Below are 19,990 nucleotides of genomic sequence, written 5' to 3' on the forward strand. Positions count from 1 at the left end.
GATATAATTCTGGGGAAATATCCCACACACGATGGAGGAAAAACGATGATAAAGCTGATCGCAAGTGATCTGGACGGAACGCTGCTCAGAAACGGAGCCCAAAGCCTGGCCCCCGAAACCCTGGATCTTATCCGCAGAGTCATAGACAGCGGAATCCATTTCGCCGCTGCAAGCGGCAGACAATACGCAAATGAACGCCTGCTCTTTTCAGGTCTTGAGGACAGGATCTCATACATCGCAGAGAACGGTTCCCTCTGCATCCACCGGGGAAAAGTCATCTCCCGCGGAATCATTCCGGACACCCTTGCATACCGCATCATGCGGGAGCTGAAAAAAAGACCCGGCTATGAAATTCTCGTCTCCAGGGAGGACACCTGTCTTATCGAAGGGAAAAATCCGGAGTTTGAAAACCATGTCAGAAATGTACTCAGATATAAGACGCAGATCGTCGACGACGTAACAAAGGCGGACGGCCCCTTCCTCAAGCTCGCTGTCGCCGATATGACTGCCTTCGGCTCCGGAAGGACTGTCCCGGACTCTTCCCGGGAGTTTCCCTCTTTCCATGAGTTTCTGAAACATCTTCAGACACTGTTCTCCTCTGAGATCAAGGTCGTGACATCCGGAAACATATGGATCGACTTTGTCGTGCCCGACCACAACAAGGGGACCGCACTTCAGGATCTGCTCGACCTTTTCAGCGTCTCTCCTGAAGAATGTATGGTCTTCGGCGATCAGTACAATGATGTGGAGATGCTGGAACTCGCCGGAGAAAGCTACGCCATGTCCACCGGCGCTCCCGGCATCTCCGCCCATGCAGCGCACGTCACAGGCAATGTGGAGGAAGTGCTCGAGGAACTGCTGAAAAAGCAGCCTTTTGTCCCCGCTTCGCAGCGCTCCTGACAAGCGCTGTACGTGCTATACGCGAAACTTTTTCTGCACTTCCCTTTTCAGATCCTTCCACCGGAAAATCACAATCCCCGCCAGGAAGAGAAGGCTGATCCCGGAGCAGAGAATCGACGGGAGCCGTGCGTCCGCAGCTCCGGCTGCCAGAAGGATAAACGGAATCAGTCCGCACACTCCGGCCTGCACAAGATAAAACAGGTACTCCGCATCCTCCAGCCGGCACACCGCAGATATAATCACCATGGAAAACAGGTTTACCAGGGCGGCCAGGGGAATGACGTAGTCTGCCGACCAGCCCTGCCAGCCGGTAAACACATCCCACAGGACAGAACCCACTGATACGATCATAAGCTGCCACATTCCGTTTTTCAAAGGGTTCTTTCGCTTTTTGAACCCGACCATGATAAGAAGCCATGTGCAGAAAATACCTGCCGTCGCATAGCCGGCCCACCACTGTCCCGGTGTCAGAAGGTAGTTCAGCATCCAGCAGATTATCACTGCCGCAGTACATGTAAAAGAGAAAATCCGAAGACCAGTCAGGGCGGTCCGGGACGGCTTCCGGCTGTATCCCGGGAAATCGTTCTCCACTTCACGGCAGTCAATCCCTTCTTCCCGGAGTATTTGCACGAAGTTTCTCATCACGCCGGAACCTGCAATCTTCGATGTAAGTCCGAGCACAAGCGTATCCCGGTAAGAGCAGGAACACATCTGGATCTTGTCCGTACTGGCAAAAAATCCGAATCTCTCTATGTGCGGCTCATATTCCTCCGGCATACGGATCTGTCCGATATTGGAGTAGACCCCGGTCACGCTGCGCCCGCCCAGCGTAGTCCCTGCAAGCAGAAAGAGATTTTTAATCTCAAGGGGAACCGCCCTTAAAAACGGGTTTTTCTCAAGCCTCACAAGGCTGTTCATCCGGTTCGAAATCTCGCTGTGAATCGCACTCTTGTCAAATGTCTTTTTCATTTCTTCTATCACATCGGGAAACTTTGTATTTTCTCCAAAATTGCAGGATGCCTCAATCCAGCTCCAGAAATTCGTCATAGATTCCGACGGGAAGAAATTTCTCAGGTTCACCGGAATCATAAGCGTCCCGGGCCTTTTCAGTCTGCTTCTGGGCACTTCCTTATAGAGCGCAAAGAGAAACACTGCCGCCAGATATGCGGTCACGGACACTCCGTGATTTTTCGCTTTCCGGTGCACATCCGACGCAGAAAGAAGCATCTCAGTGATCTCCATCTCTGACTGCTCCAGCCGGTCTCCGCGAAGCTGAAACGCAGGACGGGATTTTTTCCCTTCCCCGTTCTTTCTGCCTGTATAATACTGTGAGAAACTGTCCTCCTCATAGTCGCTGTCGGTCAGCCCGCCGTCGTCCACCAGTTCAGGAAAGCACTTTTCCGGATGCGTTTCCGTCAGATAGTTTCTCACAAGTTCTTTTAAAAAGATCATAGCTCCCGTTCCGTCCGTCAGGGCATGAAACACTTCAAAATTAATCCTTCTTCCGTAGTAGGAAACTTCAAAAAGCAGTTTCTTGTGATCCGGAACATAGATTCTGCTGCACGGCGGCCGGTCTTCTGCCCGGACTTCCGCCTTTAGGTTTCTCGGCTCAAGATAAAACCAGAATACTCCCTTTCTTAAGACAGAGAGAAAGAGAGGGTATTTCTCAAGTGTCCGCTCCAGAGCACGATTCAGAATCTCCTCCTGCACATCCTCGGTGAGAAGACAGTAAAACCGGAATACCCTCGTGTCCTTTTTCCCAGTGGCAGCCGGAAATGCCTGGGCTGCATTATCCAGCTTTCTCCATCGCCTGCGTTTTTTCTCTTTCACTTTTCTTTTACGCCTCCCGCTTCGATCTGCAGAAACCGGTTAATATGCTCAAAACTCTCCTGCACGTACAGATGCTGGATTCCAAGGGCGAAATATCCGTGCAGCGCGCCTCTGATCCGCTCAACATGCACCCTGCATCCTGCATCTTTCATCCTCCGCCCGTATTCCTCTCCCTCATCCCGCAGAGGGTCCAGCTCAGCCGTAAGAATGAGCGTATCCGGCAGCCCGGAAAAGTTTTCTGCCATAAGCGGGGCGAAATACGGGTTTTCCCGATCGGCCGGCGTCCTCTCATAAAGTTTCACATAGTCTTCCATCTTCACACTTGTCAGAATATAGCCTGTCCCATTTGTCCTGACAGATTCATATGGCGATTCCTCTGTATAGCAGTTGTTCAGAGCCGGATAAATCAGGATCTGCCTTCTGGGCGAAAAATCCTTTGTATCTCTGGCCCGCATGCATACAGCCGCCGCAAGGTTTCCGCCCGCACTGTCGCCCATAACCGTAATTCTCTCCGGATCTGTCTCAGGAAGAATATGGCCCGCGAACATGGCTCTTGCCGCCGCATAGCAGTCCTCGAAACCTGTGGGGAACCGATGCTCCGGGGCAAGCCGGTACTCTACGGAGACGACAGTCTGTCCGGTGGACTGGGCCATCCGCGCGCACACCCGGTCATATGTCTCCACGCTCTCTGTCGTCCAGCCTCCTCCGTGAAAGAAAAGGATGACGGAAAGTCCCGGCCGGTCGTCTTCCATAGACCGCTCATCGGGGAAATAGAGTCTGACCGGAACTTTATAGTCTCCGTTGTATATCTCAATATCCAGTTTCTTCAGAAAAATTCTCATGGGGTCCAGCTTCTTAAGATCCGCGATCCTCCGGGCGGATTCTACATCAATATTTCCGAAGGAAAGGGCCGTAAGAAGCGCTCTCATGGCTTTTGTCATATTGTCCTCACTTTATCTCCACAACCGCGTACGGTTTTCCGGAAGCATCGCACAGCTCCGTCACCGTCCGGTTTTCTTCTTTTGCAATTCTCGGGAAGATCATATCCCCCAGCACAGCAGATTTTTTATAATCGACTCTCACCTGCCGGATCGCCGTATCCCCCGGCAGCATCTCCATCGCCATCTGTACATACTGGCTGTTGTTCACATGCTCATTCGTGTCGATATGGTATCGGCGCACCGGGAATGGTTCCAGTTCCGTACACGCTCCCGGGAGCACGATCTTCCTGTCCTCGTACGGCATGTCCAGCGGTTCGGATGTTCCGTACGGCTCAATATGCTCCGCCTCCGGGCGCACCGGTCTTCCTTTTGCCAGGTCCATGAACACCCAGATCGAATTTGCACGCGCCGTAATCTTCCCAAACCGGTCTTTCATATAGAAATTCCGATAGCCGTAGAGTCCCTTGAACTCTGTGGCAAAGGTTCCGGCCGTAACCTCTTCGCAGAGTTCCGGATACCGGTCCACAATAATCTGCCAGTAGGACAGCACCCATGCCCTCTGTTCCTTTTTCAGCCGTTCTGTCCCGAGGCCAAGCTCCTCTGACTGAAAGATGCTGCAGTCCTGAAAATAATTGATCAGCGCGGGCAGCGTCATGGTTCCCCTGTGGTCAATCTCGCTGTACCGCACTCTTCCGCTGAATTCATAACTGTTCTTCCTGTTTTGATTCATCGTATCTTCACTCCTCAGTCTTTGCCTTATAGTCATAGTCCACCGTAATCACGCATTTATATCTGGAATCCTCTGCCTCAAGCTGCTCTTCCATCTGCCGGATCAGGTCATTTTTCCTCTCTTCGCCGTACTCGATCGGGATAACCATGTCAAAGATCAGATTGATCTGCTTCTCCCCGCGCACGACACGGAAATCGTGGAGGCTGCACAACGGATCCGTCTTATTCAGGATCTCCACCGCCTTCTCGCGGATACGGAGCACCTTCTCATCCCGCATCTCCACCGGATCCATGTGGATAACGAGAAAAAGTCCCAGCTCCTTTGACGCCTCTCTCTCGATCCGGTCGATTACCTCGTGCGACTCCTCAATATCCACATCATTCGGCACTTCCGCGTGGATGGATGCCATGCTTCTGCCCGGCCCGTAGTTGTGGACAATCAGGTCGTGCGTTCCCTCGATGCCGTCATAGCTTTCCACAAAATGCTTGATCCGGTCGTAGACTTCCGGGTCAATCGCCTCCCCGATAAGGGGCTCCAGCGTATCTTTCGCAATGCTGAATCCCGCCCACATGACGACAAGGGCAACCCCGGCTCCCACGAAGCCGTCGATGTTGATCCCTGTGACCGCAAAGAAAACGATAGAGACAATCGTGGCGCCCGTGGTAATCACATCACCCATGGAGTCAGCGAACACCGCCTGCATCACTTTGGAGTCGATCCTCTCCCCGAGTTTTCTGTTAAACAGTCCGAGCCACAGCTTCACAGCAATGGAAAGAAGAAGAATAACGACGGAAACCGCCTGGAAGTTGATCTCCTCCGGATTGCGTATCTTTCCTATGGAATCTTTTAAAAAAGTAAATCCGACTTCAAGCACGATAAACGCCACAACAAGGGCCGCTATGTACTCAATTCTTCCGTGCCCGAACGGGTGATCCCTGTCAGCCGGCTTCTCCGCCATCTTCACTCCCACAAAGCTTATGACAGATGAACCTGCGTCGGAGAGATTATTGAAGGCGTCCGCAGTAACGGATACACTGTGAAGGATGAGTCCGACCGCAAATTTCACCGCAAATAAAAAGACATTGCAGAAGATACCCACAATGCTCGCCAGCACTCCGTATGCTGTACGCACGGATATCTTCTCCACGTCTTTATAGTCTTTTATGAAATGTCTTACCAAAAATTCTGTCATGGCTATTCTACTCACCAGAAATACCAGCCGATCTTAAAATCAGATGCTGCTGTTATCTCTGAATACTCCTCTTCCGTCAAAACGTTTTTTAATTTCTGTTTCCCTTCATCCGGCATCACTGCCTGCGCCGTATCAAGAAAGCAGAGCGACGGATACAGAACGCACCACCAGTTATGCCCGCCGGCAGACCCGATCTCCACTCTCAGAGCTTCATAGTTTCCCGCAGGAAATGTAAGATCGCCGTACGTCCTGTCCGGAAACCAGCAGGTCGTCACGGCGGCGCAGAGCGTGTCGTCAGATCCCGCTGCCAGAAGCGCCTGCCGCCCCGTCTCTTCGATCTTATCGATATGAGCTCTGACCCAGTCTTCGGTCTGACGGACACTGTATTCTTCCGGCATATTCTCCTCAAGATAGGCGAGCACCGCGTCCCGGACCTTTAACTTCACTTCCTGGTCCTCCTCGCTGTCACTGTTCGCCAGCACGTGAAACCGCAGGACCTCCTGCGCCAGATGTTCCTGAAGCCGGGCCTGCGCGGCCGCGGCCGCTCTTCCGCATACAGACAGTGTGACGGCAAGTGCGAAAGCCGCCGCAAAAAGCATCGCGGCAGCGGTCATTTTTCCTGATGTTCTTTTCTGTTCCGACATATGTAGTCCCTCCATATCTCAATGCTTTTTCATACTTTCACTCAAAGCTGTGATATATGGAGTGTGGACAGATTCTTTCAAATTATACAGCTGAATTTATTCTTCTCTGTGTTTAAGCGTGCCGACCACGGTGGTCACCTGATTGTTGATATGCTGGCTTGTGATCTGCGTCGCGCTGTCCTTGTCATGCTCCTCAATCGATTTAATAATCGTCGCATGTTCTTTCAGAAGCTGGGGATGGCACTCTCTTTTTTTCAGGTACTCAATCCGGTAACGGTACATCTGCTCACGCAGATTGTTGAGAAGCTGGATCAGCCTGTCATTCCCGGTCGCTTTGAAAATAACGTCGTGAAACGCTTCATCCGCCTCGGCGATCTGCGTGATATCATCGCTGTCAAGTCTTCCCTTAAACCGGTCCGCAGCAGCGTGCAGTTCAAGAATCCCCGCCTTGTCGATCCGGTCACATGCCAGCTGCACCGCCAGCTCTTCCAGAGCGCAGCGCACTTCCAGCACATCTCTTAAATTCTTCTCCGTGATCTCAGCGACCTCCGCTCCCTTTCTCGGAATCATCAGCACGAGCCCCTCAAGTTCCAGCTTGCGGATCGCCTCCCGGATCGGCGTCCTGCTCACGCCCAGCTTGTTTGCAAGCTGAATCTCCATCAGTCTCTCGCCGGGTTTTAACTCTCCTCTTAAGATCGCCCGGCGCAGTGTGTTGAACACCACATCCCGAAGGGGAAGGTACTCGTTCATTGTAACTTCAAAATCAATCGGCATTCTGATTCCTCCTCACACTGTGTATACTCGTCACATAGACCTGTCTGGTCAGCGATTTTTCTCTGATGCGCCTCTGTGCCTCCCTGGCTGCCGCCCGGCTCTCAAAGAGGCCGAACACCGTAGGGCCGCTTCCGCTCATCATGGCGTTTAAGGCACCGGATGCCTTCATCTCATTTTTGATGTCCTCGATCACGGGATGCATCGGTATGGTCACATCCTCAAGAACATTTCCCATACATGCCGCCACATCCTTCAGGCTCTTTTTCTTCAGCCCGTCTATGATTCCGTCGATATCCGGATGAACTGCGATCTCCTTTGCATCAAGCGCCTCGTAGACAACTTTCGTGGATACGCTTACCGGAGGCTTCGCAATGAGGACCGTGCATTTCGGCATGGGCGGCAGCACGCTTAACTCCTCTCCGATCCCTTCCGCCAGGACAGTCCCTCTCATAATGCAGTAGGGCACGTCAGCTCCCAGCGACACGCCGCGCTCCATCAGTTCCTTCTGGGACAATCCGAGCCGGAAGATCCGGTTTATTCCAAACAGAACGGCCGCCGCGTTGGAACTCCCTCCGGCGAGCCCCGCCGCAACAGGGATGTGTTTATTCAGAGAGATCTTTACGCCCTCCTCAATTTCAAATTCGTCCATCAGAAGCTTTGCCGCCCTGTAGGCAAGATTTCCCTCCCCGGTAGGAAGGAATCCGAGATTGGTCACAAGAGAGATTCCCGGCTCCGCCGTCTTCTCAATCTTTACATCGTCATACAGGTAGATCGACTGCATCACCATCCGCACGTCGTGATACCCGTTTTCTCTTTTCCCCAGTACGTCCAGCCCCAGATTGATCTTTGCCAGTGCTCTCAGTTCAATCTGATTCATCCTCTGCTGTACAACTCCTTTCTGTACCTTCTTCCATACTTTCTGTATCTTGTATACATTATGCCTATAGTATACTCATATTCTCTTTAAAAATCAACAGTTTATCCCCCTGGCTGATCTTCTCGCTCTCAAGCCCGTTTACTTCCATAATTCCCTCCTCTGTCGTCAGATATTTCTTCGCAAGCGACCACAGATCCTCTCCCGGCTGTACGATATGCCCCACGATTCCCGGCCGCTGGGATAACGCCTCCGCGTCAAGCGGCTGGAGCCTTACATCCGTAATCACATTCACCGGCACAAGCCTGCGCAGAAATACATCGAACGCCAGCACGGCCTTGATCTCCACTGCCTCGCTGCCCGCCAGGGCGACGCTCATCTGCTCTACATGGCTTGTGAGACTGTCCGCCGTATTCTCCGGCATATCCTGAAACTCGATCAGATAGGAAAACGGCATAATCCCCTGCCAGCTCCCGTACGGCTCCGCGTCGTTTCCTCTTAAATAGAGAAATGACAGATGAAGAATCCCCTCGACGCGAATCCCTTCTTCCGTCCGCTGCTCGCTCTCCGTCTGAATACTTCCGGTGCTGTGTATGATCTGCAGAACGTCGTCTTTTAATTCCGGCAGGGCCAGCCGCTCCACAATTCTGCATCTGGACTGATTCTGCATGAGCAGCTCTTCAAGCACCGTATCCTCTGTATCAAATGCGCACTCCTGTTCCAGAGAATACATATCGGTTAAAATCTCAGTCTCTTCCTCTTCATAGAGGTTCATCCCGAGGGAAAGCGCGGCTTCCACACCCAGAACGCGCATCTCCCCGTCCTCGTCAAGCCGGATATCGAGAATCGGGTCCTCCAGTTCGTGCCGGATATGGTAATACATGTTTTCGTTCGCACCTTCGCACGAAATTGAACCTTCAAACGGGATGCTCTGCTCGATCCAGTCCGCCTTCTCCTCCGCGGACAGGTACATACAGAAGACAAGCAGCTCTCCCCGGATCAGAACTTCATCCGTCCCCATCCTGATATCAAGTCTGCGGATATCCATGTCTTTAAACAGAAGCTGGCCGATGCTCTCCTTTGTCCCCGGCAGATTAATCTCTTCTCTGATCCGGTATGTATCCTTTCTCGAGACAGCCAGTTTCAGCAGGTTCATCTTCTCCTTCTTCCGGCAGAGCGGGGTCTCACTGTCCACATCTTCGGTCAGCCTTTCGTCTCTTAAGCTCTCCCTCCCGATCTCCGCCTCCGCCGTGATTCTTAACGTAAGCTTCCGCGAATTGACAACAGAGACACTGAACTCGGTCCTGACGTTGCTGAGAAAGAATGTCTCATTGCCGTCGCTCTCCGCATACACCATCTCTTCAAACGGAACCGAGCCCTCCAGAGCCGCCGGACGGGGATCGCCTGAGTCAGTCATATACAGGATCGTAAAGTACACCTTTCCCGTAATCTTAATATAGTTCTCTATCGGGCGAATCTCCTCAGCGCGAAGTCTGGCGCTTCCCTGGACAATTCTCCCCACATCTTCTTTCTGATCCGGCACATTATAGTCTTCGTCCAGATAAAACTGGTCGAAAATGCTCTTTCCTTCCTGTGTGTAATGAATCGGTTTTCTGATCAGCTCCATTGCGCTCCTCCTCAATCAAACAAGACGTCTTTCTCAATAAATTCCATCTGCACGACCACATAAGGATACGTGGCGATCTCTTTCGTCTCCTCCCCCTTCTCGGGTCCAAGAAGGGTCGTATGTATATAAACCGCATCCGCTGTCTCGTACAGCTCTTCCACTTCCACGCTGTACCCGGTCGTCGGCTGCGCTCCATATCCCTCGGCGATGTAAAGTTTCCCCTGATCCGCATAAGTCAGACGAAACGCCCCGGTCTTCTTCTCCCCGATGAGCCGGTTCAGCTCCTCCGGCGCCGTCTCTCTCTCAAGCACCGTAAACTCAATATCTCTGATTTTCTGTGTATCCCCGTGCCGGGTGACGCATCCGGATACAAGAAACACTATTGCCAGAATCAGCATCACCGCCATATTCCGGTTTGCATGCCCTTTTCGGTTTGCACACAGCTTCCGTTTCCCATACTGCCTCCGGTTCATATCCTGTCTCCGCTGCATATTTCCCTATAATCATATGTCATCCCCTGCCTCTTTATTCTCTTCTCTTTTTCCGGTCTGCTCTCGTTGCCTCTGTCTCTTTATTCTTTCGGCTTGTGCTTGTATTTTATATACCGCCGCTGTATAATTTACGAGGATGCCGCTCTGCGGTACAGGCACAGAATACGGACGCATCAGTGCGGCCGTCTCTGAACACGCAGGGAACATCCGGCACTGAAACAGAAAAATACAGAGAAAATGAGGTTTTTATATGATTCGATTCGTATGTATTGTGATTTTTCTTGCACTTTACCTTACCCTGACGATCCCCGTTCTCGCAGTGGAATGGGTCATCGGAAAATTCAACCCCTATGCCCGTGACATCAGTTCCCTCCGCATCGTGCAGTGGGCGTTCCGGCTGATTATGAAAATGGCCGGAGTAAAAGCGACTGTTATCGGCGAAGAGAACGTCCCCGACGAACCGGTTCTGTATATCGGGAACCACAGAAGCTATTTTGACATTCTTCTGACTTACAGCAGATGCCGCCGGCTCACCGGCTATGTGGCGAAAAAAGAGATGGAGCGCTACCTGACACTCACTACATGGATGAAACGCCTCCACTGTCTCTTCCTTGACCGTTCCAATCCGAAAGAAGGACTCAAGACAATCCTTGAGGCGATCGAAGATATCAAAAACGGCATCTCGATCTGTATCTTCCCCGAAGGAACGCGCAACAAAGGGGATGAGCTCACCATGCTTCCCTTCAAAGACGGCGCGTTTAAAATCGCAACCAAAACCGGATGCGCGATTATCCCGGTCTCCATGAACAACACGGCGGAAATCTTTGAGAGCCATATGCCGTGGGTAAAAAAGACTCATGTGGTTATCGAGTACGGAAAACCGATCTACCCGGATCAGCTCGACAAAGAGACAAAGAAGCATATTGGAGATTACGTGCACAACATCATTCAGGAAACGATAAAAAAGAATGCCGAACTGGTTTAAAAAACTTTATATTTTTTCATTGTACAGAAGTGCTGCCTCTCTATTTTTTAGAATGGCAGCACTTTTTTGCCTTTTCAGCAGCACGACCGGCCGTTATCTGCGGGCAGAGCCGCATTTTAAACAAAATATGGAACATTCCCCCTTCTTGTGCTATAATCGAAAAGAAAATCACACCCCGGAGCCGCATTCCGGCGCCGCTGGCAAATGAAAAGAGGGAACAGTTATGAGCGCACAGAATCTCACCCTGCTGACAGATCTGTATGAACTGACCATGATGCAGGGCTATTTTGAAACACAGGAGAATGAGACGGTTATCTTTGACATGTTTTTCCGCGAGAATCCGAACAAAGGCGGATATTCCATCATGGCCGGACTGGATCAGGTCATAGATTATATCAAAAACCTGAATTTTTCCTATGAAGATGTAGATTATTTAAGAGGCCTGGGAATCTTCAGCGAAGATTTTCTTCATTATTTAAGCGGATTCCATTTCAGCGGAGATATTTACGCGATCCCGGAGGGAAGCGTGATCTTTCCGAGAGAACCGCTGATCAAAGTTGTCGCGCCTATTATGGAGGCACAGCTTGTAGAGACTGCGATCCTGACAATCATCAACCATCAGTGTCTGATCGCCACGAAAGCGTCCCGGGTTGTACATGCCGCACAGGGAAACGGCGTCATGGAATTCGGACTGCGGCGCGCTCAGGGTCCGGATGCCGGACTTTACGGTGCGAGAGCCGCGATCATCGGAGGATGCGTCGGCACTTCCAATGTTCTTGCCGGCGAGATGTTTGACGTACCGGTCCTCGGAACTCACGCCCACAGCTGGATTATGAGTTTCAAGGACGAATACACCGCGTTTAAGGAATACGCCCGTCTTTATCCGGATGCATGTACCCTTCTCGTAGACACTTACGACACGCTGAAATCCGGCGTTCCGAACGCCATTCGTGTGTTTACTGAGATGCGCGAGGCTGGAATCCATCCGAAGAGCTACGGCATACGTCTCGACTCGGGCGACCTTGCATACCTCTCCAAAAAAGCCAGGAAAATGCTCGATGACGCAGGATTTACCGACGCTGTAATCGCCGCGTCAAACGACCTGGACGAATTTCTGATCAATGACCTGAAGATTCAGGGCGCCGAGATCACATCCTGGGGTGTCGGCACGAACCTGATTACGTCCAAAGACTGCCCGTCATTCGGGGGCGTATATAAACTGGCGGCAATCCAGAACGAAAAAGGAGAGTTCGTTCCGAAGATCAAGATCTCGGAAAATGTGGAGAAGATCACCAATCCCGGAAACAAGACGATATACCGCATCTACGACAAAGAGACCGGAAAGATCCGCGCGGATCTCATCTGCTTTGTCGGCGAAGAGTATGACACGTCCCAGGATCTGCTTCTCTTTGACCCCAACGCCACATGGAAGAAGACCCGGCTCGAGGGCGGAACATACACGATGAAAGAGATTTTAAAACCGGTATTTATCCGGGGCGAATGCAAATATCAGTCTCCTTCCGTGACAGAGATCGCAGAATTCTGCCGTCAGGAAAAGGAGACGCTCTGGGAAGAGACAAAACGTCTGTTCAATCCGCACAAAGTGTACGTGGATCTCTCACAGAAACTCTACGACACAAAGACTGCGCTGCTTAACAGCGTCAGCATCTGAAAAGAAAAGTCAAATTAAAGGAGTATAAACTATTATGAAAATCATTGTACTGGCAGGGGGACTAAGCACAGAGAGAGACGTCTCTTTAGTCTCGGCTGCAGGAATATGCAGAACACTCGTTGAAAGAGGGCACGACGCCTATCTTCTCGACGTCTATCTCGGGCTTGAGAATCCTCCGGAACATCTTGAGGATGTATTCACTCTCCCCGGCCACGGACTTGAGATCGCCGGAAACATCGGCACAGAAGAGCCGGATCTTGAGGCCGTAAAGGCTTCCCGGAAAGATCAGTCTCCGTGTTTCCTCGGACCGAATGTGATCGACCTGTGCCGCCTGGCGGACATTACTTTTCTCGGTCTGCACGGAGGCGAGGGCGAAAACGGAAAACTCCAGGCCACGTTTGATCTGCTCGGAATCCGCTACACAGGCCCTGATTCTCTCGGCTGCGCCGTAGCGATGGACAAAGGATTTACAAAACAGGTTTTCCAGCAGTCAGGAATCGATACTCCAGCCGGCGTGTGCCTGCACAAAAACAGCCCCGATCACGCTCTTGCTTCCACCGGGCTTTCTCTCCCGGTCGTAATCAAGCCGTGCTCGGGCGGTTCCAGCATCGGAGTCTATATCGTAAAGACAGAGGAGGAATACGAGACTGCGCTCAGTAACTCCTTCCGCTATGAGGATGAAGTCGTCATCGAGACATATATCAAGGGAAGGGAATTTGCCTGCGGCATTATCGACGGAGAGGCGCTTCCTCCCATCGAAATCATCCCGAAAGCCGGATTTTTCGACTATGCGAACAAATATCAGGACGGCGCCACAGAGGAAGTCTGCCCTGCGGATATTCCTCAGGAGACGGCTGAACGTATGATGGAACTCACAGCAAAAGCCTATCACGCGCTGAAACTCAATGTGTACAGCCGCGCCGATTTTCTGCTGGATCCGGAAGGGAACCTTTACTGTCTGGAGATGAACACCCTCCCCGGCATGACAGCCGCCAGCCTTCTTCCGAAGGAGGCCGCAGTCGTTGGAATTGAATACGGTGAGCTCTGTGAGCTCATCATCCGCAAGTCACTGGAAGCCAGATATTCATAAAGCAGAAAGGAACCGTTTCTATGAAACACATGTCACTTCGCGAGATCGCCGCTGCGTGCGGCGGCACATACCACGGCGATGACGCCTCCGCGGGAAAAGAAGTTTCCTGCGTTGTCATCGACAGCCGGAAAATCGAAAAAGACGGGCTGTTCGTCGCCATCAGGGGCGCCCGCGTAGACGGGCATACATTCATCCCCCAGGTGATGGAAAAAGGCGCGCTCTGCGCGGTATCGGAGCAGGACTTAGGCGTCACGCCATACCCGTATATCCTCGTCTCCTCCTGCGAACAGGCGCTCAAAGACATTGCAGAGCACTACCGCAGAGCACTTGATATCAAAGTGGTCGGCATCTCCGGAAGCGTAGGGAAGACGAGCACAAAGGAGATGATTGCCTCCGTGCTCGGCCAGAAGTACCGTGTTCTGAAAACCGCAGGAAACTTCAACAATGAGATCGGCCTTCCTCTGACGGTCTTCAACCTGAGAGAGGAACACGAGATCGCTGTCCTGGAAATGGGGATCAGCCACTTCGGAGAGATGACGCGGCTTGCAAAAGTTGCCCGCCCGGACATCTGTGTGATCACAAACATCGGCGTCGCGCATATCGAGAGTCTCGGTTCAAGAGACGGGATCTTAAAGGCGAAGACAGAGATGTTTGCCTATATGAATCCCGGCGGTACAATCATCCTGAACGGAGACGATGACAAACTGCGCGGATTTACACCGGAAAACGGAGTCCGTCCGGTTCTGTTCGGACTGGATGAGTCCTGTGCTTTCCGCGCGGAAAACATCGTAAGCAGAGGATTAAAAGGAACGGACGCAGAATTTGTCACTCCAGCCTCCAGGTTCCGGGCGCACATCAGCATTCCCGGAAGCCATATGGTCCACAACGCTCTTGCCGGAATCGCCGTCGGCTATGCCCTCGGAATGACGGATGAGCAGATCGCCGCAGGAATCGAGGCCAACGTACCGATCGCCGGGCGCAACAATCTGATCGAAGGTTCCCGCTACACAGTGATCGACGACTGTTACAACGCCAATCCGGCATCCATGAAGGCATCCCTCGACGTTCTCGCCTGTGCGGACACAAGAACCGCCGCCATACTCGGAGATATGTTTGAACTCGGAGATAAGGAAAAAGAGATGCACTACAATACCGGAGTCCACGCTGCACAGGCAGGAATTGATACCGTAATCTGCATTGGCGCTCTGGCAGAAGAGATCGCACGGGGCGCGAGGGAAACCGCGGAAAAGGAACACCTGGGGACAGACGTCCGCCACTATGCGGATAAGGCGGCCTTTTTCGCTGATATGGAGAATGTATTAAAGGAAAAAGACACGATTCTCGTCAAAGCCTCCCACGGAATGGAATTTCCCGAAATTGTGGAACGACTCACAAAATAGGGCTCAGCGAAACAATATAAATTAAGGAATTTTGCTATGAACTATCAGATGCTTGTGCTTGATCTGGACGGCACACTGACCAATTCCAGAAAAGAAATCACTCCCGCGACAAAGCAGGGGCTTATGGAGATCCAGGAAGCCGGAAAAATCCTTGTGCTCGCAAGCGGCCGGCCTATCAACGGGGTCGCTCCGCTTGCCGCCCAGCTTCACATGGAGCGGTACGGCGGATATATGCTCTCGTTCAACGGCGCCCGGATCACAAAGTGTTCCACCGGCGAACTCATATATAACCGTACGATTCCGCCCGAGACGATCCGTCCGATCTGGGAGTATTTCAGAGAATTCCCCGGGCTGGATGTCATCTCATACACAGATACCTGCATTCTCTCCGGCATCTGTCCGAATCAGTATGTGGAAATTGAGTCGGGAATCAATAAAATGGACGTGATCTCTGTAGATGACTTCCCCGCCGCCCTTGATTTTCCGGTCAACAAACTGCTTGGCGCCGGTGAGCCTGAGCTTCTGGAAAAACTGATCCCGATTCTGAAAGAGAAGTATCACGGTCTCCTCAGCATCTACCGGTCTGAGCCGTATTTTCTCGAAATTATGCCGCAGCATGTCGACAAAGCGCTCTCCCTTCAGAAGCTTCTGAACAGTATGGGGCTCACTGCGGAAGAGATGATCTGCTGCGGGGACGGATTCAATGATCTGACCATGATCGAATATGCAGGTCTGGGCGTCGCCATGGGAAACGCCCAGCCGCTGATTAAAGATTCTGCGGATTATATCACTGCCTCTAATGATGAGGACGGAATCCTTCAGGTTATCAATCATTTTATGCGTTAAAACGGGCCTTTGTGCCGGACACACGTCCGCCGGCACAAAGGCCCGTGGCTTTTCTATGATCAGCAGTGATCAGAAGAACCGCTCTTCCACTTCCCTGACAGGCATCTCCTGTCCTGTATAGAGCCGGAACGCCTCCACGCCCTGCCAGAGAAGCATTCCGCTTCCGCCGATGGCTGCACGGCATCCCGCTTCTTTCGCTTTGCGGACAAGGAGTGTCTCCTTCGGATTGTAGACTACGTCGGCCACCGCAAGCTCCGGGCGAAGGAACTCAGCGGGCACCGGGGTAACGTCCTCCATGGGGCTCATTCCCGCACGGGTCGCGTTGATCAGGACGTCGCTCCGGGCGATCACATCTCCGAGAAGTTCGGTGTTGTCCAGATCATCAATCCAGACCTTCCCGATTCCCGGCACCGCCTTTCTGATCTTCTCAACCGTCTTTTCCCCGTTTGCGTAGAACTCGTCTTTCCTGTTGAAGATTGCGATCTCCTCCACACCGTCGAGAGCCGCCTGCACCGCGATCGCCGTCGCAGCGCCGCCTGTGCCCAGGAGCACGATTTTCTGCCCCTTGATCTCCACTCCGTGCTCTTTTAAATTGCGCACGAATCCCACACCGTCCGTAATATGTCCGGTCAGGGAGCCGTCCTCTTCCACAACGACCGTGTTGCACGCGCCGACCAGCTCGGCTGCCGGAGAAAGCCGGTCCACCAGACCCGCCACCGCCGTCTTGCACGGCATCGTCACGTTGAATCCGCCCGCATTGAGCGTCTTCAGTGCATCCACCGCCTCTTTCGTCTTCTCAAGGGGCACGTCAAACGCCAGATAAGCGGCGTCAATCCCAAGTTTCTCAAAACTGTAATTATACATAGCCGGAGATCCTGAATGCCCTACCGGGGATCCGATCAGCGCGTAAAGTCTTGTGTGTCCTGTAATTCTTGCTTCCATTTCTGCTTTCCTCCTGAGTCTGTTTCTGGAAAAGCGGACATGTCACCGCTTTGCTTCGTTCAGTATAACACAGTCAGGCTCTCACTTCAACACTTTAACGCGTCAATATGTGCAGCTTTCTTCCACGTCATCCCCCTGCTGCCAGGCCATTTCTTCCGCCGTCACACCGTTTTTTTCGTTGTCACGCCATTCCTGCCGCCATCACGCCATTCCTCCCGCTGTCAGCCGGTCTCCGTCCAGATCTGCACTGTCCATTCTGACACAGTGCAGCCGGCTGTCATCATACGTTCTGTAATAATACGTTCCCGTATCTGCATTTACACAGCAGGAATAGGTTGTAATATCATACTTTCCCTCCGCCGTCACCACTGCTCCGCGCACCATCGCCACATTCGACAGAATGTGGAAAAACTGTGCCACATTCGCGTCCTCCTCCGGGCCGCTGACAGAATTGCAGCGGAGAAATGCCGCGCGGACAAACCGGGACGCAGAAGAGAAGTCGCCCGGCAGTCCGATCGCTCCCATCCCCTGAGAGTACGGCGCCAGCCGGATTTCCCGCCTGTCCTGCACTTCCGGCTGCGCTTCTGTCTGGTCTCCCGGCATTACTTCCGGCCGGTCTTCCGACTGTACCGTTTTTCCTTCTCTTACAAACCGCATTTTCGGATTCTCCGGCGTCAGATTCAGATAATTGTTCATGTTCATGAGGTGGTACTCAAAAGGCGGGTTGTTCGTCAGCACGCCGAACGGGTTGTCATACCGCTTCAGTCCGTCTTTTGTCTGCTCAATCACAATACACCGCTCCCGGTCCGCCAGCATCCAGTGAAGCGGCGCCGGCGGCAGCCCCGGGGCAAACGCTGTATCTGTGATATTCATATGATCCAGCAGGCTGTCTGCCTCGTCCACCGAAGCACAGGAGGAGAGAATCCTGGCAATGATTTCAAAGGACGCCACATTCTCCTTCTCCTCCTCCGGCGTCGTATACACTGCATTTCCCGGAAAGTTCAGGCCCGCCATGCAAAGCCCCTTCTCGTTGACCGCCTCCGCATAGAGGGGAAATGCCTGAGGGCCTTCAAGCCCTGCGGACGCCGCCATACCGATCATGGCATAGTGGGCATCTCCGCAGTGTTTCCCGTGGCGGTATTGAAGGGGAAATCTGCGCGGTGTAATCACAACACACTCTCCGAACGAATACTCCAGATCCAGGTTTCTCCCGAAATAAAAGTCTCCACTGTTGTAAGTAATGCATGTACACATACCCTTTTCTCCATTTCCGGGCTGCCGCCCTTATCTGCTTCCTCTGCTCATCTGCTGTTTCTGCTGACGTTTTTCCCTCCTTAAGCCGGCTCTGTCTCCATCTCTGTTTCCGTTTTCGGCATAATCGACAGAATAAACGTCTTAAATTCCTGTCTGCTCCAGATCACCGGCACAGGATAGAGCGGATTGCCTTCCTTCTCCGCCCATTCCACGATCTGGTCGATATCCTCTTCTTTGATCATATCCGGATATTCCGGAATATTCATCTGTTCCTTCATATCCTCGATCCAGCGGATAAACGCCTCCGCCTTTGCCTCTTTGCTCTCGTCTGCCGCCGTAATGCCGCACACATCGCACAGTTCGGCAAGTCTTGTATAAACCGCTTTCCCGTACGCTCTCATGACATGAGGCAGAAGGATGGACATAGCAAGTCCGTGCGGTGTGCCGTAGAGTCCGCCAAGCGTGTGGCCGATGGCATGTACATATCCGACTGATCCGCGGGTAAAGGCACGTCCGCCCAGGAACGCCGCCTCCTGCATGTTCTGCCGTGCCTCCATATCCGTTCCGTCCGTATAAGCGCGGTACAGATTGTCATGAATCAGTTTTACGGCTTTTCTGCACATCTCCTTTTCCAGCTTACTGTTGTACATGTTGTTTGTGTAAGCTTCAACCGCATGACAGAGCGCATCCAGCCCGGTTGTCGATGTGACATGAGGCGGAAGACCTTTCGTAAGTTCCGGATCCAGTACCGCATATTTCGGCATCAGGCAGAGATCATTCATGGACGCCTTGTGGTGCGTCGCCGCCTCCGTGATCACCGCCGCAATCGTCGTCTCCGATCCGGTTCCCGCTGTCGTCGGTACTGCAAAAATGATCGGAATGGGACGCAGCACCCGGAACAGGCCCTGGAGCTTTTTCACCGGCTTTTTCGGCCTTGCGACACGCGCTCCGATTCCCTTTGCGCAGTCCATGGGAGATCCTCCTCCAAACGCGATCATACAGTCACAGCCGTTCTCCTTAAAGAGCTTCACGCCCTCCTCCACATTTTCATCTGTCGGATTCGGGGCCACTCCGTCGTAAATCACATAGGGCAGCTCTTCTTCCTTCATTGCGTCAAGCATTCCGTTGAGAAGACCAAGCTTCATCAGCGTGGCGTCTGTCACAATGAGTACCTTTTTAAAATTCCTTCTCTTTACCGAGCGGGGAAGCTTTTTCACACATCCTTCGCCTCTTAACACCTTCGGCACTCCCCACGGAAGGACGCACATCCCGTATTTCATCCCGTACTGGAATCCCCGGCAGAATACCTTTTTAGGGCTCCACTTTGTCTTCATCTCAGTTTCCATTCTTCCTTCTCTCCTCATCTTAACAGCACGGATGGGACAGGCTTTCGCACAGATCCCGCATCCGATACACCTCTTCGTATCAATCCGGGCAATCGTCCGGATATCCCCGTGGAATTTCGGCGGTTCAATGGAGATACAGTCCATGGGGCAGTTCTCCACACAGACGGAACATCCCGCACACGCCTCCTCGTCAATCCACGGCACTTCTCTTTTCTTCTTCATCATCAGCCACCTCCCGCCGGAGCCAGCAGCACGACTTCATCCCCGTCTTTTAAACGGCTGTGTCTGCCGGCAGGCTTCCCGTTGACAAGGAGCACAAGGTCTTTCGCCTCTTTCCTCGTCACATTCGGAATCCTGTTTAACACTTCGTCTACACTTTTCACATCACACTCAAAGGCGCCGGTACCGGCCTTCAGCCGGGCCACGCCGTATATTTTCACCGTAACCACAGC

The 19,990-nt window shown here is 52.5% G+C and carries 19 protein-coding genes; 6 read left to right on the forward strand and 13 right to left on the reverse strand.

The genetic code is table 11. The annotated features are described in order from the left end of the window. A partial coding sequence (locus LKD70_RS00005; protein ID WP_407690866.1) for an HAD family hydrolase occupies nucleotides 1-900 on the forward strand: 900 nt, incomplete at its 5' end. 15 nt (nucleotides 901-915) lie between these two features. Here LKD70_RS00005 and LKD70_RS00010 read toward each other — a convergent pair. The 9 genes from LKD70_RS00010 to LKD70_RS00050 all read right to left on the reverse strand — a co-directional run bounded on the left by LKD70_RS00010 (nucleotide 916) and on the right by LKD70_RS00050 (nucleotide 9,985). Continuing rightward, nucleotides 916-2,730 (reverse strand): DUF6320 domain-containing protein, encoded by a 1,815-nt coding sequence (locus LKD70_RS00010; protein ID WP_227706018.1) that lies wholly within the window; start codon nucleotides 2,728-2,730, stop codon nucleotides 916-918. Then, nucleotides 2,727-3,671: an alpha/beta hydrolase gene (locus LKD70_RS00015; RefSeq protein WP_227706019.1), complete on the reverse strand. Its 945-nt coding sequence runs from the start codon at nucleotides 3,669-3,671 to the stop codon at nucleotides 2,727-2,729. Before LKD70_RS00015 ends, LKD70_RS00010 begins: the two co-directional genes overlap by 4 nt. 7 nt (nucleotides 3,672-3,678) lie before the next feature. Beyond that, nucleotides 3,679-4,401 carry an acyl-[acyl-carrier-protein] thioesterase gene (locus LKD70_RS00020; protein ID WP_227706020.1) on the reverse strand — a complete coding sequence of 241 codons (723 nt, stop codon included), beginning with the start codon at nucleotides 4,399-4,401 and terminating at the stop codon, nucleotides 3,679-3,681. A gap of 7 nt (nucleotides 4,402-4,408) precedes the next feature. Next, nucleotides 4,409-5,593 carry a cation diffusion facilitator family transporter gene (locus LKD70_RS00025; protein WP_227706021.1) on the reverse strand — a complete coding sequence of 395 codons (1,185 nt, stop codon included), beginning with the start codon at nucleotides 5,591-5,593 and terminating at the stop codon, nucleotides 4,409-4,411. Nucleotides 5,594-5,604: 11 nt separating this feature from the next. Further along, a complete protein-coding gene (gene spoIIR / locus LKD70_RS00030; RefSeq protein WP_227706022.1) occupies nucleotides 5,605-6,237 on the reverse strand; it encodes a stage II sporulation protein R in 633 nt (210 codons plus the stop codon). Between the two features lie 96 nt (nucleotides 6,238-6,333). Beyond that, nucleotides 6,334-7,011, reverse strand: a complete 678-nt coding sequence (locus tag LKD70_RS00035) for a GntR family transcriptional regulator (protein ID WP_227706023.1) — start codon at nucleotides 7,009-7,011, stop codon at nucleotides 6,334-6,336. Further along, nucleotides 7,001-7,888 carry a 4-(cytidine 5'-diphospho)-2-C-methyl-D-erythritol kinase gene (ispE, locus tag LKD70_RS00040; RefSeq protein WP_227706024.1) on the reverse strand — a complete coding sequence of 296 codons (888 nt, stop codon included), beginning with the start codon at nucleotides 7,886-7,888 and terminating at the stop codon, nucleotides 7,001-7,003. Before ispE ends, LKD70_RS00035 begins: the two co-directional genes overlap by 11 nt. Before the next feature lie 64 nt (nucleotides 7,889-7,952). Continuing rightward, the gene (locus LKD70_RS00045; protein ID WP_227706025.1) at nucleotides 7,953-9,512 is read right to left on the reverse strand and encodes a DUF3794 and LysM peptidoglycan-binding domain-containing protein; all 1,560 of its coding nucleotides are present in this window, start codon (nucleotides 9,510-9,512) and stop codon (nucleotides 7,953-7,955) included. Nucleotides 9,513-9,523: 11 nt separating this feature from the next. Further along, nucleotides 9,524-9,985 (reverse strand): protease complex subunit PrcB family protein, encoded by a 462-nt coding sequence (locus LKD70_RS00050; protein WP_407690867.1) that lies wholly within the window; start codon nucleotides 9,983-9,985, stop codon nucleotides 9,524-9,526. 268 nt (nucleotides 9,986-10,253) lie between these two features. Between LKD70_RS00050 and LKD70_RS00055 the strand changes: the two genes are divergently transcribed. From LKD70_RS00055 to LKD70_RS00075, 5 genes are all read left to right on the forward strand, one after another. Continuing rightward, complete coding sequence (locus tag LKD70_RS00055; RefSeq protein ID WP_227706026.1) at nucleotides 10,254-10,988, forward strand: lysophospholipid acyltransferase family protein; 735 nt, start codon at nucleotides 10,254-10,256, stop codon at nucleotides 10,986-10,988. A gap of 223 nt (nucleotides 10,989-11,211) precedes the next feature. After that, nucleotides 11,212-12,660, forward strand: coding sequence for a nicotinate phosphoribosyltransferase (locus tag LKD70_RS00060; RefSeq protein ID WP_227706027.1), 1,449 nt, complete (start codon nucleotides 11,212-11,214; stop codon nucleotides 12,658-12,660). 34 nt (nucleotides 12,661-12,694) lie between these two features. Continuing rightward, complete coding sequence (locus LKD70_RS00065; protein ID WP_227706028.1) at nucleotides 12,695-13,750, forward strand: D-alanine--D-alanine ligase family protein; 1,056 nt, start codon at nucleotides 12,695-12,697, stop codon at nucleotides 13,748-13,750. 20 nt (nucleotides 13,751-13,770) lie between these two features. After that, nucleotides 13,771-15,150: a UDP-N-acetylmuramoyl-tripeptide--D-alanyl-D-alanine ligase gene (locus tag LKD70_RS00070; protein WP_227706029.1), complete on the forward strand. Its 1,380-nt coding sequence runs from the start codon at nucleotides 13,771-13,773 to the stop codon at nucleotides 15,148-15,150. A 36-nt stretch (nucleotides 15,151-15,186) separates the two neighbouring features. Beyond that, nucleotides 15,187-15,996: a Cof-type HAD-IIB family hydrolase gene (locus LKD70_RS00075; protein WP_227706030.1), complete on the forward strand. Its 810-nt coding sequence runs from the start codon at nucleotides 15,187-15,189 to the stop codon at nucleotides 15,994-15,996. 69 nt (nucleotides 15,997-16,065) lie between these two features. Here LKD70_RS00075 and aroE read toward each other — a convergent pair whose 3' ends face one another. From aroE to LKD70_RS00095, 4 genes are all read right to left on the reverse strand, one after another. Continuing rightward, complete coding sequence (aroE, locus tag LKD70_RS00080; RefSeq protein ID WP_227706031.1) at nucleotides 16,066-16,938, reverse strand: shikimate dehydrogenase; 873 nt, start codon at nucleotides 16,936-16,938, stop codon at nucleotides 16,066-16,068. A gap of 201 nt (nucleotides 16,939-17,139) precedes the next feature. After that, on the reverse strand, nucleotides 17,140-18,192 hold the full coding sequence (locus LKD70_RS00085) for a choloylglycine hydrolase family protein (protein ID WP_227706032.1): 1,053 nt from the start codon (nucleotides 18,190-18,192) through the stop codon (nucleotides 17,140-17,142). 80 nt (nucleotides 18,193-18,272) lie between these two features. Continuing rightward, on the reverse strand, nucleotides 18,273-19,763 hold the full coding sequence (locus LKD70_RS00090; RefSeq protein ID WP_227706033.1) for an iron-containing alcohol dehydrogenase: 1,491 nt from the start codon (nucleotides 19,761-19,763) through the stop codon (nucleotides 18,273-18,275). Further along, nucleotides 19,763-19,987, reverse strand: coding sequence for a MoaD/ThiS family protein (locus tag LKD70_RS00095; protein ID WP_227706034.1), 225 nt, complete (start codon nucleotides 19,985-19,987; stop codon nucleotides 19,763-19,765). Before LKD70_RS00095 ends, LKD70_RS00090 begins: the two co-directional genes overlap by 1 nt. Between the last annotated feature and the right edge of the window lie 3 nt (nucleotides 19,988-19,990).

The sequence above is a fragment of the Ruminococcus turbiniformis genome (assembly GCF_020687545.1).
Classification (GTDB): domain Bacteria; phylum Bacillota; class Clostridia; order Lachnospirales; family Lachnospiraceae; genus Mediterraneibacter; species Mediterraneibacter turbiniformis.